The organism is Nocardia sp. XZ_19_385, from assembly GCF_015355755.1.
GTDB lineage: Bacteria > Actinomycetota > Actinomycetes > Mycobacteriales > Mycobacteriaceae > Nocardia.
The window spans coordinates 128238-142826 of the sequence record NZ_JACVEE010000006.1; the positions used below are offsets into that span (position 1 = coordinate 128238).

The window sequence follows — 14589 nt, forward strand, 5'->3', positions numbered from 1 at the left end:
GACGTAGGCCACCGGCCTTACGTACATGCCAGCGTCAGTTGACGGATGTGCCATCCCCGCCTGGCGGCAGACAGTGGAATCGCACACTTTGCATCCACTGCTCGAAGGGCGAACCCCCATGTTAGACAACGCATATGGCGGCATCCGGCGACGCGCCACCCAGGTCGCCACGATGCTCGCGGCCGGGATCGCGGGCGCCGGCCTCGTCGTCGCCTGCACCGCGAGCACCACCCAGGCCGATCCCACCGCCGACGCACCGCGGCCGACCATCATCCTGGAGCACGGCGCTTTCGCCGACGCGTCCAGCTGGAACGGCGTGATCGAGAAGCTGCTCGAGAACCGGTATCCCGTGGTGGCGGCGGCCAACCCGCTGCGCGGACCGGCCGGCGACGCCGCGGCGCTGCGCACCGTCATCAGCCGGGTCGACGGACCGGTCGTCCTGGTCGGGCACTCCTACGGCGGGTCTGTCATCAGCGCGGCCGCAGCCGGGAACGACAAGGTCAAAGCGCTTGTCTATGTGGCGGCCTTCCTCCCCGCACCCGGCGAGACCGCACTCGAGCTGACCGGCAAGTTCCCCGGCACCACACTGCCGGGCACGTTGAATCCGGTGCCGTTCACCAACATCGACGGCAGCGCCGGGACCGATCTCTACATCCAGCAGGACAAGTTCCACGCCCAGTTCGCCGCCGATGTCTCCGCGGCGGACGCCGCGCTCATGGCCGCCACGCAGCGGCCGATCGCGCAGGCCGCGCTCGAGGAAAAAGCCACGGTCGCGGCCTGGACCGAGAAACCCAGCTGGGACATCGTGACCACCAAGGACCTCAACATTCCGGTGGCGGCGCAGCGTTTCATGGCCGCCCGCGCCAAGGCGCAGGTCACCGAGGTCGACGCCTCGCACTCGGTCGCCGTCTCGCATCCCGATGTGGTCGCCGACGTGATTCAAAAGGCCGCAGCGGCCGCGCACTGATCCCGAAAACCCAACCACCACAGGAGAACTCGATCATGGACCTGAAACTCGAAGTCATCGTGCTGCCCGTCTCGGACGTCGACCGCGCCAAGGCGTTCTACGCCGAGCAACTCGGATTCCGGCTCGACGCCGACTTCACCGTGGACGACGGCTATCGCGTCGTCCAGGTGACCCCGCCCGGCTCCGAATGCTCCATCATCTTCGGGAACGGCGTCACGGCCACCACACCCGGGGCGCTGCACGGCCTGCACCTCATCGTCACCGATATCGAGAAAGCCGTCACCGAACTCACCGGCCGCGGCGTCACCGTCGACGGACCGTTCCGGGACGCGACCGGCGTCTTCCACCACGCCGGAAGCACCGGCCGGGTGCCGGGCGCACACCCGGAGCGCCGCAGTTACGGCTCGTTCGCCGCCTTCCACGACCCGGACGGCAACGGCTGGTTCCTGCAAGAAGTCACCCAGCGCGCACCCGGCCGCTGACCACGCGGCCCCGAAAGCACATCATGTCAGACGTGAATAACCAGACATACGACGTTATCGTCGTCGGGGCCGGGCCGGTCGGCGAGAATGTCGCCGACCGCACCAGCGCCGCCGGGCTCAGCACCGTGATCGTCGAATCCGAACTGGTCGGCGGTGAATGTTCGTACTGGGCTTGCGAACCCAGTAAAGCGCTGCTTCGACCCGCCCTGCTGTACGCCGAGGCCGCACGGCTTCCCGGTGTCGCGACCGCGGTCACCGGACCGCTCGATGTCCGCGCGGTCCTCAAACACCGCGATCACATGGCCGCCGACTGGAACGACAAGGGGCAGGTCGACTGGCTCGCCTCCGCCGGGATCGACCTCATTCGCGGCCACGGGCAACTCGACGGGGTCAAGCAGGTGACGGTCCGGACACCCGACGGCGGCACCGTGCGATTGCAGGCCCGGCACGCGGTCGCGGTGTGCACAGGCACCCGGGCGGCGTTGCCGCCGCTGCCGGGGCTGGACATGCTGCGGCCGTGGACCAGTCGCGAGGCCACCAGCGCCCAGGAAGTGCCGGGCCGGCTCGCCATCCTGGGCGCCGGGGTGGTCGCGGTCGAAATGGCCACGGCCTGGCGGGCGCTCGGCTCCGAGGTCACCCTCATCGCCCGGGATTCGCGGCTGCTCGCCCGGGTCGAACCCTTCGCCGCGGAGCTGGTCGCCGACCGGCTCCGGGCGGCGGGTGTCGACCTGCGGCTCGACTCGGGCATCACCGCCGCGGAACGGGCGGGCGGACCCGACGATAGCGTCCACTTGACACTGAAAGACGGCAGCCGCATCGTTGCCGACGAACTGCTGCTCGCGACCGGGCGCGCACCCCGCACCGACGACATCGGTATGGAGACAGTCGGTTTGACCTCCGGCGACTGGCTCGCCACCGATGACAGCTTCACGGTCACCGCGGTCGAGGGCGAATGGCTCTATGCCGTCGGCGATGTCAATCACCGGGCGTTGCTCACCCATCAGGGCAAGTACCAGGCGCGGATCGCGGGTGCGGTGATCGCCGACCGGGCGGCGGGCCGCGACCTCGACACGGCACCGTGGGGTCGGCACACCGGCACCGCCGATCTGCGGGCCGTGCCGCAGGTGGTGTTCACCGATCCGGAGATCGCTGCGGTCGGCCTCACCACCGAGGACGCGGCCCGGGCGGGCCGGACGGTCGATGTCGTCGACTACGAGATCGGCGGGGTCGCCGGAGCACAGCAGCACGATCCGGACTATCGCGGCCAGGCACGCGTCCTCATCGATCCCGAGCGTCAGGTCATCGTCGGGGCCACCTTCGCCGGAGCGGGCGTCGCCGAACTGCTGCATTCGGCCACCATCGCGGTCACCGGCGAGATTCCCTTGGACCGGCTCTGGCATGCGGTGCCCTCGTTCCCGACAATCAGCGAGGTGTGGCTGCGGCTGCTCGAGACCTACCGCGATCAGCGGCAGCCTCGGACCGAGCCGAAGTCGTAGGCGCACAAACGAATCCACCGGCCACGAGCTTTCGTGGCCGGCGGATTCGTTCGTTGTGGAGTTGGCAGGTTCGGCGCTAGCCGGTGAACGCGCGCGCAGCGGGTCCACGACCCTGCCGCAAAGCGGTCTCCGACCAGATCAACATCGCTAGCGGGCCGCACACGAAAAGCTCTGCGATAGGCGGCCTTTCGGAATTGATCGGGAGAGACGCTCTTTCGGTCTTTCGCAGGTTCATCACAGTTGCCTTTCAGGTGTGCGGGTGAAGTCGCGGATCGCGGCGGCGAAACGCTCGGGTTCCTCCAGATGCCCTAGGTGGCCGCTGTGCTCCAGAACCACCAGCCGCGAATCGGGAATGAGGTCGTGCAGTTCCTGAGCCCAGCGCGGTCCGCAGATGACATCGTGGCGGCCCACTAGCACCAGTGCGGGCACACCGACCTTCGGCAGGTCGGCGCGATCATCGATGAGATCGGGGGCACCGTCGGCATCCGATCCGGAGATGTAGCTGGCGCGCAACGCCTCTCGCACCGGTGCCCAGCGCTGTTCGTCGCCCCAGTAGTCGGCGAAGTACGAGGGCAAGACGCCGCGGGCGACGGCCAGGGTCTGCTCATCGCTCGAAATGTCTTGCATGGCACCGAAAGCCGCGAGCACCTCGGCCAGCTCGGGCCGATCGGCGTGCGCGGCGGCGAACTCCTGCAGCCGCCGCGCGGCCTCCGCCCCGTGCTCGGGTCCGGTCACCGGCGCACCCTCGTACAGAATGATGCTCGCGAGTCCGGCCGGGCGGTGGATCGTGTGGTACGCGGCGACGAAAGCCCCGTGCGAATGACCCAGCAGATACACCGCTGGCCCGCCGAGGTGGTCGATGATTCGTTGCAGCGCAAGGCTGTAGCGCTCGCGGGTGTAACCGTGCGGATGCGACGGCAGGCGGCCGGATGCCCCGGTGCCGAGCGCCTCGACGTACACCATGGTCAGATGCTTTTCCAGCTCGGGCATCCGCAGGTACTCCCAGTGGATGCCCGGCCCGCCGGGGTGTACCAGGCAGACCGGTCCGCTGCCGTACACGTGATACCGCTGGGTGACGCCGTCGGAGTCGAAAGCGTGCACGCCGGGGGTCATCGTGGTCATCACGCGGCCCGCAGCGGCGCGGCGAAGGACTTGCGCAACGCGGACGGCCCGACCAGCGGCAGCAGCGCCGCCAGCACCTTGCCCTTGAACGCGCGCGGAGTCCGGGTCAGTTCCACGTCGACGCGGGTGCCGAACACGTCGGGCGTGGCCCGGAACACCCAGCCGCCGCCCGCGCCGAAGAGCTTGGAGTCCAGCGTGGTGATGGTCACGGTGTGCCCGGCCGGGTCCCAGTCGTAGCGGGCGCGCTCCCAGGCCGCGGCGGTGCCCTCGGTGACCTCGGCCCAGGTCGCGCCCCGGTCGTGCACGACGAAGTGCTCGGCGTCGATGGTCGGCCACACCTCGGGACGGGCGGGCCCGAAGTCGGTGAGCACCTGCACGACCTCGGCGGGTGACAGAGTGGATAGGAGGTGGAAACGAACAGTAGCCATGGAAATACGATCGCTGTGGCGGGTATGGCGGCGAATCGGTCAGATGACGCTGGGAGTGACGTATTTCGGTGCGACAGGGAAGAGGTAGCGCGGCAATGCCGATGTTCGGACGAGACACCGAGCTGAAAGATCTGCGCGCACTGGTCGACGGACCCGGTGAGCACGGTGGAATCCTGATCGAAGGAGCGCCGGGGATCGGGAAGTCGACGTTGGTCGAAGCGGCGGTCGAGGCCGCGGCCGTCGCGGGCGTGCGGGTGCTGCGCACGGCCGGCGCCGAAGCCGAGCAGAATCTCCCCTACGCCGGACTGCATCGGCTGCTCTATCCGCTCCGCCGCGGATTCGACGCCCTCCCGTCCCGCCAATTCGAGGCGCTGGCAACCGCTTTGGGCATCTCTGCGGACACCGGTGAACCGAGCCCCTACCTGGTCGGGCTCGCCGCACTGACGTTGCTGGCCGATACCGCCACTGCCGACGGGACCGAGCGGCCACTGCTGATCGTCGCCGAGGATGTGCACTGGCTCGATGCCGCCAGCACCGACGTGCTCGCGTTCGTGGCGCGCCGCATCGACGGTGAACCCATCGCGCTGCTCGCCACACTGCGCGAAGGCGGCAGCTCCCCGCTGTGTGACGCCGGACTGACCGAGATGCGGCTCGACGGGTTGTCCGACGAGGATGCGACGGCACTGATCGACAGCGCCGCACCGGACCTGCCGCCGTCGGTCCGCCACCGGGTGCTCGCCGAGGCCCAGGGCAATCCGCTCGCGCTGGTCGAACTGCCGACGGCGGCGGACCGCACCGAACCCACCCAGGCGCTGCCGTTGACCGAACGCCTGACGCGCGCGTTCTCGGCGCGGGCCTCCGCACTGCCCGAGGACTGCCGTTCCGCGGTGCTCGTCGCCGCGCTCAACGACAGCGACTCGAGCGCTGAAACACTCGCGGCTGCCGGCGTTCTCCTCGGAGAGACGGTCGCGCCGGAGATCTTCGCACCAGCGGTGACCGCGGGTCTGGTCGAAATCCATTCCAGCACAGTGACATTCCGGCACCCCCTGATGCGCTCCGCACTGGTCGCGAGCGCCACTGCCGACCAGCAGCGGAGCGCCCACCTCGCGCTCGCCGAGATTCTCGGCGCGACACCGGATCGGCAGGTGTGGCATCGCGCGGCGGGCACCCTCGGTCCCGCCGAGGAGGTAGCCGCCGAACTCGACGGCATCGCCGAACGGGCACGCCACAGCGGCGGCGCGGTCGCGGCGCTGGAGCAGGCCGCGGCACTCAGCGGCACCCCCGGCCGGCGCGCGAGCCGCTTGCTGCGCGCGGCCGAACTGGCCGTCGAGGCCGGTCGCCGCGAGACGGCCGACCGGCTGGTAGACGCCGCGCGCACGCTCCCCCTCACGACCGAGCAGCAGGCCACAGCGAACTGGCTGCTCAGCGAGTTCGAGGACGGAATGCGCGAAAGTTCTTCGCGCATCGGCGAACTGGCCGCCCTCGCGGCCGCCGTCGCCGCCAGCGGGTATCCGGATCCGGCGCTGCGGATCCTGTGGGCCGCGGCGGCGCGGTGCTTCTGGTCCGAACCCGGGCCCGATACCCGGCGCGCGGTGCTCGCGGTCGCCGACACCTTCGGCATTCCCGACGGGGATCCGCGCAAGCTCGCGATCGACTCGATCGTGGCACCGTTCGAGCGCGGCGAACAGGTCCTCGGCCACCTGCGGGCGCTGGCCGCGACCACGGGCCGCGATACCGAGGTCGACCACTTTCTCAGCAGCGCGGCCTACCAGGTCGGCGCTTTCGATCTCGCGGCGAACTTCGCCGCGGCCGCCGCACCCGGATTCCGGGCCGCCGGACGGCTCGGGCTGCTGACCCGGGCGCTCGCGATCCAGGCCTGGAGCCTGGCCCGGGTCGGTGACCTCGCCACCGCCGCGCCGATCGCGGCCGAGGCGGCGGCCTTCGCCCTGGAGACCGGGCAGCCGTTCATGCATGCCTCCGTTACGGCGGTGCAGGCCGAAATCGCCGCTCTGCGTGGGGATTACCCGCAGGCCACCGCACTCACCGCGGACGCCGAACGAACCGGACTGGCCGCCGGCGCACGCCCGGTCCTGGCCACCGCGCAGCTCACCCGCGGGCTCATCGCGCTCGGCGAGGGCCGATTCGACGACGCCTTCGCCGATCTGGCGCGCATCCACGATCCGCGCGACCCGTCGCATTCGCCCGGGCTGCGCGCGTATTTCCTCACCGAACTCGCCGAGGCCGCGGTCCGGGCCGGACAGCACGACGCCCTGGCCGAACTGCTGCGCGGACTGGAACCGGCGGCGGCGTCCACGCCGTCGCCTGCGCTGCACATCGGAATGCGTTACGCCCGAGCAGTTCTCGGCGGTGATTCCGCCGATGAGCTGTTCACCGCCGCGCTGGCGGCGGATCTGAGCGGCTGGCCCGCCGAACGTGGCCGCCTGCATCTGGCCTACGGCGAGTGGCTGCGGCGGCAGCGCCGGGTCGTCGAGTCCCGCACCCATTTGCGCACGGCCCGAGAGATTTTCGATGCTCTCGGCTTCGCCGCGTGGAGTGAGCGGGCCCGGGTGGAATTGCGCAGCGCGGGCGAATCGAGCCCGAACCGCGACCCGGACGCCCGGGAACGGCTCACCCCGCACGAGCTGAGCATCGCGCAGCTGGCCGCACAGGGTTTGACCAACCGGGAGATCGGGCAACGGTTGTACCTGTCGCATCGGACGGTCAGCACCCATCTGCACCGCATCTTCCCGAAGCTCGGGATCAGTTCGCGTGGCGACCTGGCCGCTTTGCTGACGGCGTGAGAGACCGCCGAACCGACACTCATTACGTCATCTGACGCTCGCGGCGACTCCCGCCAGCTCCCTAGCGTCAGCGGTGCAGGCGGTACTGGTCGCGATCCTTCGGCCACACCGCACCGGCCCGAGGACGACAGCAGGAGCGCAGATGGATCTCAGCAGACGACTTTTCGGTGGAGCCCTGGCGGCGGGCGCGGCGGGCCTGACCGCGGCATCGCTGAGCGCCTGCACCACCGACTCCCCCGCTGCGCCCGCCATACCGGGTGCGCAACTGCGGGCGGGATCGGGCGTCAACACGACGCTCGGCCCCATCAAGCAGATCGACGCCGGTGTCTTGAACGTCGGATACGCCGAATTCGGCCCCAGCACCGGGCGACCCGTGGTTCTGGTGCACGGCTGGCCGTACGACCCCTACGCCTTCGCCGATGTCGGACCGCTGCTGGCCGCCGCCGGATACCGGGTCCTGGTCCCGTTCCTGCGCGGCTACGGCCCGACCACCTTCCGATCCGAGCAGACCGTGCGCAACGGCCAGCAGTCGGCCATCGCGCGCGACATCGTCGACTTCATGGACGCGCTGCACATCGACCAGGCTGTCCTCGGCGGATTCGACTGGGGCGCAAGGACTGTCGACATCATTGCCGCGCTGTGGCCGCAACGCTGCAAGGCGATCGTCGCGGTGAGCGGATACCTCATCACGCAGCAGGCAATGCAACAGCAGCCGCTGACTCCGGAAGCCGAACTCGGCTGGTGGTATCAGTACTACTTCGCGACCGAGCGCGGCCGTCTCGGTTACAGCAAGAATCGGCACGAGTTCAACAAGCTGATCTGGCGACTCGCGTCCCCCCAGTGGAATTTCGACGACGCCACCTATAACCGCAGCGCCACCACCTGGGACAACCCCGATCACGTCGACATCGTCGTGCACAACTACCGCTGGCGGTTGAGCCTGGCGCCGGGTGAGCCGCAATACGACGTCTACGAGCAGCAACTCGCCACCGCCCCCGCCATCACCGTGCCCGCCATCACCATCAGCAGCGATTTCGACGGTGCGGCCAAGGACGGCAAGCCCTACCGTGCCAAGTTCACCGGCAAGTACGAGCACCGTGTCCTGGACGGCATCGGACACAATGTCCCGCAGGAGGCCCCGCACCCGTTCGCCCAGGCGATCATCGACGTCGACCGCTTCTGAGTTCCGGGCGCGAGGTCTCGGCCTCGCGCTCGTCTCGGTTGCCGCTACAGCGCGCCGCGCTGGTGCATGCCGCCGGTGGGATCGAGTTCGATGACGGTGTCGATACCGATCCGCCGCAGGAACGGGTAGTCGTGACTGACCACCAGCACCGCGCCGCGATAGGCGACCAGAGCATCGACGAGTTGGTCGACGCTGGCGATATCGAGGTTGTTGGTCGGCTCGTCGAGGATCAGCAACTGGGCGGGCGGGTCGGCGAACAGTAAGCGCGCCAGGGAGACTCGGAAGCGTTCACCGCCCGACAACGTCGAGACCGGCCGCTCGGCCCCGGCGCCGCGCAGCAGCATCCGCGCCAGGTGGTTGCGGATCGCGGCGGGCGGGGTCGCCGTGGCCGCCGCGTGCACGTTCTCCAGCGCGCTGGCCTGCTCGTCCAAGCCGTCCAGCCGTTGCGGGAGATAGCCCACCCGATCGGTATGCAGGGTGCCGCGTCCGGGATCGCGACCGTGCAGCAGGTTCTCGATCAAGGTCGTCTTCCCGGTGCCGTTGCGGCCGACGAGGGCGACCCGTTCCGGCCCCTGAATGATGACGCTGCGGTCGCCGTCGCGCAGTTCCGCGATGCGTCGCCCGCGCTGCACGTCGGGATCGGGCAGATCCAGACGAATGCGCTCCTCCCGGCGCACCCGATCCGCTGCCGCGTCCAGGACATTTTGGGCCGCACGGACTTTCGCGTCGAGCGTGGTGCGCATCGATCCCGCCGAGGCTTGCGCCTTACTGGCACGATTACCCGCCAGGATCCGGGGAATTCCGCCGTTCTGCTGTGTCGCCTTTCCCGTCCGCTCCCGCCGGGCGAGCTTGGTCTCGGCCTCGATCCGTTGCCGTTTCTCGACTTTCAACGCCTGCCCGGCGGTGCGCGCCGCCTGCGCGGCCGCGGCCTGTTCCTGCTCGAGATGCTGTTTCCAAGCGCTGTAGGGCCCGCCGAAGACCTCCAGGCTGGTCCCGTGCAGTTCCGCGGTGGCATCCATATGCTCGAGCAGCTCGAGGTCGTGGCTCACCACCACCAGGGTGCCGGGCCACGAGTCCACGAATCTGGTGAGTTCAGCGCGGGTTTCGCGGTCGAGATTGTTGGTCGGCTCGTCGAGCAGGGTGATCGGGGTGCGCCGGATGCGCAGCCCGGTGATGGCGACGAGAACAGCTTGCCCGCCGGATATCTCGCCGACCCTACGGTCGAGATCGGCTGCGCTGAAACCGATCTCGTGCAGGGACTCGTCGGCGCGGGCCTCGATGTCCCAGTCGTCGCCGATCGTCTCGAAGTGCTGGTCGCCGACTTCACCGGCCTCGATGGCGCGCAGGGCGGCGAGTTTGCCTGCGATACCGAGCAATTGGGCGATGGTCTCGTCGCGGCCGAGGGTGAGCGTCTGTGGCAGATACCCCACCTCGCCGGTGGTCTCGATGCGCCCGGAGGTGGCCGTGACGAGTCCGGCGACGAGACGCAGGAGCGTTGATTTGCCGGCGCCGTTGCGGCCGACCAGGCCGGTGCGCCCGGTGCTGAACGCGCCGTTCAGCCGGGAGAACGCGACGGTTCCGTCGGGCCATTCGAAGGACAGATTGTGCAGTGTGATCGCCGAGGGCGTGGAGGTGGACATGGGTGATTCGACTCTTCCTGCTCGGGAAACGAGCGGCCGCAAATACGGCACCCGAGGCCGCAGTGACCTGGGCGCGCGAAGGTATCGGGAAATTTGCGGATGCCGTCGAAGGCTCAATTGAGCACGCGGAAGACACATTCCAGAGCTGAGGGGAATGTGTAATCGGGAGCGCCGCCTTCGAGTGGGCGGCTAGAGTCTGTCGACCTCTTCCAAGAGCACTCGGCCACGTTACCACCGGGCTATCGGCGCTCGCATTACGTCGAGTCCAGCGTCAGTTGACCGATGCCACCGGCACCCGCCCGGATTCAGACTTCATTCATGGCAAAACAGACACACCCTCGACCGCCTGCCGCCGCGCCGGATCGCCGGTTCGTGCTGGGCAAACATCTGCGGATGACCATCCTCACCACCCCCGAAGAGACCGACGGCCGCCACGATCTCGCCGATATCACCCTGCCCCCGGGCTCGGACACCCCATTGCACAAGCACACCCGCTACGAGGAGCGGATCTGGGTGCTCGACGGCGCGGTCACGATGTGGGCCGGCGAAGACTCCTACACCCTGCAATCCGGCGACTTCTACACCATCACCATGAACACCCCCCACGCCCTCGCGGCCGGAACCGAGGGCGCCCGGGTCCTCACCATGAGTTCACCGGCGCATTTCGTCGATCTCATCCGGCGGGCCGGCACCCCCGAGGCCGACGCGACGCCGGACACCGAGTGGGATCTCGAGCTCTTCGACCGGCTCACCGCTGAGCACGGCGATGTCATCCTCGGCCCGCCGGGCATGCGGCCCGCCGATCTGCCCGCACCGGCCTAGACCCTCACCCAGTCCAACGAAGAAGGACCTCATGTCTTTACGACTGCACGGCAAGAAGACCCTGATCACCGGCTCCACCAGCAATATCGGCCGCGCCATCGCCTTCGCCTTCGCGGCAGAAGGGGCGCACGTCATCGTCTCCGGACGCGACCGGGACCGGGGCGAGGCGGTCGTCACCCAGATCCGCGACGCGGGCGGCCAGGCCGACTACATCTACGCCGATCTCGACGGCACTGCCACCGCGAGCAGCGCACTGGCCGCCGCCGCCACCGAACGGCTGGGTGGACGCATCGACGTCCTCGTCAACAACGCCGGCATCTTCCCGCCGGGCACCACCCTCACCATCGACGACGAGACCTTCGACCGCGTCTACGCCGTGAATGTCAAAGCGCCGTTCTTCCTCACCCAGGCTGTCGTGCCCGGGATGCTCGAGGCCGGGAGCGGCGTGATCATCAACCTCGGATCCTGGGTCGCGCGGCTCGGCGTCCCGGTCGGCGCACTCTACAGTTCGACCAAGGGCGCGGTGGAAACCCTTACGCGCGCATGGGCTTCGGAGTTCGGGCCGCGCGGCGTCCGGGTCAACGCCATCTCGCCCGGCGTCATCCTGACGCCCGATTGGGATCCCGCGGTCGAATACCCCGGTGCGGCGATGATGCACGGCACACCGGCCGGGCAAACCGGTCATCCCGACGCCATCGCGGCCGCCGCCGTCTACCTCGCCTCCGAGGACGCGGCCTTCACCCACGGGACCGTGCTCGATGTCGACGGCGGCCGGACCGGCGTAGCGGTCATCGCCGACCGCCGGAGCGCCTGACCAGCAAACCGGGTCTCCCCCGCTTCGGTAGGGTCACAGCCAGGCCCGCAAACGGTTTGGGCCGGAAAGGGGCGTGCGCCGTGCCGCTGTTCGGACGAGAAACCGAGCTGAAGAATCTGGGTGTCCTGGTCGACGGCCCCGAGGAGCGCGGCGGCATCCTGATCCAAGGTGCGGCCGGGATCGGGAAGTCGGCACTGGTCGACGCGACGGTCGCCGCAGCGGCCGTCGCGGGGCTGCGGGTGCTGCGGACCGCGGGGGTCGAAGCCGAGCAGAACTACGCCTACGCCGGACTGCACCGGTTGCTGTATCCGTTGCGGAAGGCGATGGCGGGCTTGCCGGCTCGGCAATACGACGCGCTCGCAACCGCTTTGGGATTGTCCGACAGCGGCGGCGAACCCACCGGATACCTGGTCGGCCTCGCGACGCTGACGCTGCTCGCCGACGCGGCAGGCGAGCAACCGCTGCTGATCGTCGCGGAGGACGGGCACTGGCTGGACTCGGCCACCGCGGAGGTGTTGGCCTTCGTCGCCCGCCGCGTCGACACGGAGCCGATCGCGCTGATCGCCACCGTGCGCGACGGCATAGACACACCGCTGGCCGATGCGGAGCTGCGTCTCATGGCGCTCGAGCCACTCTCCGACGAGGACGCGGCCGCGCTGCTCGACCACGCCGCTCCCGAACTGTCCCCGCAACTGCGGCATCGACTGCTCGCCGCGGCCCACGGTAATCCGCTAGCACTGACCGAATTACCTACCGCGACAGGTGATCTCGATGACCCAGCGGCACTGCCGCTGACCGAACGGCTCGAACGCGCCTTCACCGCGCGCAGTACCGCGCTGCCCGCCCGCACCCGGACCGCGCTGCTCGTAGCCGCGCTCAACGACAGTGATTCGATCGCCGAAACACTCTCCGCCACAAGCATTCTCATCGATTCGCCAGCCGAACTCGGGATCTTGACACCCGCGGTCGACGCGCGGCTGCTCAACCTCGGACCCGGCACCGTGACCTTCCGTCACCCCCTGATGCGATCCGCCCTCATCGCGACGGCGACGCCCGGCGAACGCGCCCGCGCCCACCACGCCCTCGCGGACATCCTCACCGAGCACCCGGACCGGCACATTTGGCAGCGGGCGGCGGCCACCGCCGGCCCCGACGAACAGGTGGCCCGCGACCTGGAGGACGTCGCGGGGCGCGCCCGTCACCGCAGCAGCGCCATCGCGGCGCTGGAACGGGCCGCCGACCTCAGCGACAACCCGGTCCGGCGCGCGGACCGGCTGCTGTGCGCGGCCGAACTCGCCGTCGATTCCGGCCGCCGCGATACCGCCGAACGACTCGTCCTCGCCGCCCGCGCCCTGCCCACCACACCCCGGCACGAGGCCACCGCCGCCTGGCTGCTCAGCGGGTTCGACGATGGTGTCCGCGAAGCCCCTTCGCGCATAGCCGAATTGGCGACGCTGTCGGCCGAAGTCGCCGCCGACGGTCACCCCGACGCGGCGATGCGGATCCTGTGGGGCGCGGCCATGCGCTGCTTCTGGTCCGAACCCGGGCCGGACACCCGGGCGGCACTGCTCGCGATCGCCGATGCCCTTCCCATCCCCGACGACGACCCGCGGCTGATCGCGGTCACCTCGTGGGTCGCTCCGTTCGAACGCGGCGAGCGCACCCTCGACCGGCTGCGCGCCCTGGCCCCCAACACCGGGCACAACCCACAGCTCGACCGACTGCTGGGCAGCGCGGCGCATCAGGTGGGCGCCTACGATCTCGCCGCCCATTTCTCGGCCGCGGCCGCGCCGGGGCTGCGCGCCACCGGACAGCTGGGCCTGCTGCCCCGTGCCCTGACCGTGCAAGCCTGCAGTCTGACCCGGCTCGGCGATCTCGCGTCCGCGGCGACCGCCGCGGACGAAGCCGCCGCGCTCGCCTGCGAAACCCGGCAGCCCTTCATCCACGGCTTGGCCACCGCCATCCACGGCGAAATCGCCGCGCTCCAAGGGGATTTCCCGCGTGCCGCCGCCCTCACCGACCATGCCGAACGAATCGGACTCGCCTCCGGTGCGCGCCCCATCCTGGGGATGGTCCAGCTCGCCCGCGGACTCGCCGCCCTGGGCGCGGGTCGATACGACGATGCCTTCGCCGACCTGCGCCGCATCTACGACCCCCGCGATCCCTCGTACTCACTGTCGCTGCGCGCCTACGTCATCGCCGAACTCGCCGACGCCGCCAACCGTGCCGGGCAACTCGACGCATTGCGAGATCTGCTGCAGGACATGGAATCCGTGGTGACCGCCACCCCCTCGCCGATCGTCCACATCGGCTTGCGATATGCCCGCGCCCTACTCGAAACCGACGCCGCCGAAACACATTTCACCACCGCCCTCGCGGCCGACCTGATCGCATGGCCCGCCGAACGCGGGCGGCTGCACCTCGCCTACGGCGAATGGCTGCGCCGGCAACGCCGCGTCATCGAATCCCGTACCCACCTGCGCACCGCCAGAGAAACCTTCGACGCCCTCGGCTTCGCGGCCTGGAGCGCGCGGGCCCGCCTGGAACTCCGCAGCGCCGGTGAATCCAGTCCCAACCGCAACCCGGACGCCCGCGACCGCCTCACGCCCCACGAACTCAGCATCGCCCGGATGGCGGCCCAGGGCCTCACCAACCGCGAAATCGGCCAGCGCCTGTACCTGTCCCACCGAACCGTGAGCACCCATCTGCACCGGATCTTCCCCAAGCTCGGTGTGAGCGCGAGGGCCGATCTCGCGGCTCTGCTACCGGCGGAAGACGACCCGGCCATTTGACCTGCGTGCGTTTTGTGTCGATGCGCTCGGGTATCGACTACT

11 protein-coding genes are annotated in these 14589 nt (G+C 69.5%); 8 read left to right on the plus strand and 3 right to left on the minus strand.

The genetic code is table 11. The features are described from left to right. The first annotated feature begins 118 nt into the window (after positions 1 to 118). The 3 genes from IBX22_RS34145 to IBX22_RS34155 are packed head-to-tail and all read left to right on the plus strand — an operon-like array spanning position 119 to position 2945. The gene (locus IBX22_RS34145; RefSeq protein ID WP_194819946.1) at positions 119 to 967 is read left to right on the plus strand and encodes an alpha/beta fold hydrolase; all 849 of its coding nucleotides are present in this window, start codon (positions 119 to 121) and stop codon (positions 965 to 967) included. Positions 968 to 1002: 35 nt separating this feature from the next. After that, positions 1003 to 1449: a VOC family protein gene (locus IBX22_RS34150; protein WP_194819947.1), complete on the plus strand. Its 447-nt coding sequence runs from the start codon at positions 1003 to 1005 to the stop codon at positions 1447 to 1449. A gap of 23 nt (positions 1450 to 1472) precedes the next feature. After that, positions 1473 to 2945, plus strand: a complete 1473-nt coding sequence (locus IBX22_RS34155) for an NAD(P)/FAD-dependent oxidoreductase (protein ID WP_194819948.1) — start codon at positions 1473 to 1475, stop codon at positions 2943 to 2945. A gap of 234 nt (positions 2946 to 3179) precedes the next feature. Here the strand turns inward: IBX22_RS34155 and IBX22_RS34160 are convergent, their stop codons facing one another. Next, on the minus strand, positions 3180 to 4067 hold the full coding sequence (locus tag IBX22_RS34160) for an alpha/beta fold hydrolase (protein ID WP_194819949.1): 888 nt from the start codon (positions 4065 to 4067) through the stop codon (positions 3180 to 3182). Next, positions 4067 to 4495, minus strand: a complete 429-nt coding sequence (locus IBX22_RS34165) for a hypothetical protein (protein ID WP_194819950.1) — start codon at positions 4493 to 4495, stop codon at positions 4067 to 4069. Before IBX22_RS34165 ends, IBX22_RS34160 begins: the two co-directional genes overlap by 1 nt. Before the next feature lie 95 nt (positions 4496 to 4590). Between IBX22_RS34165 and IBX22_RS34170 the strand changes: the two genes are divergently transcribed. Together IBX22_RS34170 and IBX22_RS34175 are read left to right on the plus strand one after the other, a co-directional pair. Further along, positions 4591 to 7296 carry an AAA family ATPase gene (locus tag IBX22_RS34170; protein ID WP_194819951.1) on the plus strand — a complete coding sequence of 902 codons (2706 nt, stop codon included), beginning with the start codon at positions 4591 to 4593 and terminating at the stop codon, positions 7294 to 7296. A 142-nt stretch (positions 7297 to 7438) separates the two neighbouring features. Next, positions 7439 to 8479: an alpha/beta fold hydrolase gene (locus IBX22_RS34175; RefSeq protein WP_194819952.1), complete on the plus strand. Its 1041-nt coding sequence runs from the start codon at positions 7439 to 7441 to the stop codon at positions 8477 to 8479. A 44-nt stretch (positions 8480 to 8523) separates the two neighbouring features. On the opposite strand, the gene IBX22_RS34180 is transcribed toward IBX22_RS34175, so the two are convergent. Then, positions 8524 to 10119 carry an ABC-F family ATP-binding cassette domain-containing protein gene (locus IBX22_RS34180; RefSeq protein WP_194819953.1) on the minus strand — a complete coding sequence of 532 codons (1596 nt, stop codon included), beginning with the start codon at positions 10117 to 10119 and terminating at the stop codon, positions 8524 to 8526. A 318-nt stretch (positions 10120 to 10437) separates the two neighbouring features. Between IBX22_RS34180 and IBX22_RS34185 the strand changes: the two genes are divergently transcribed. The 3 genes from IBX22_RS34185 to IBX22_RS34195 all read left to right on the plus strand — a co-directional run bounded on the left by IBX22_RS34185 (position 10438) and on the right by IBX22_RS34195 (position 14547). Next, the gene (locus tag IBX22_RS34185) at positions 10438 to 10941 is read left to right on the plus strand and encodes a cupin domain-containing protein (protein ID WP_228540062.1); all 504 of its coding nucleotides are present in this window, start codon (positions 10438 to 10440) and stop codon (positions 10939 to 10941) included. A gap of 31 nt (positions 10942 to 10972) precedes the next feature. Continuing rightward, positions 10973 to 11755: an SDR family NAD(P)-dependent oxidoreductase gene (locus IBX22_RS34190; protein WP_194819954.1), complete on the plus strand. Its 783-nt coding sequence runs from the start codon at positions 10973 to 10975 to the stop codon at positions 11753 to 11755. A gap of 80 nt (positions 11756 to 11835) precedes the next feature. Further along, entirely contained in the window at positions 11836 to 14547 is a 2712-nt protein-coding gene (locus IBX22_RS34195; RefSeq protein ID WP_194819955.1) for an AAA family ATPase, read from the plus strand. Positions 14548 to 14589 lie beyond the last annotated feature (42 nt).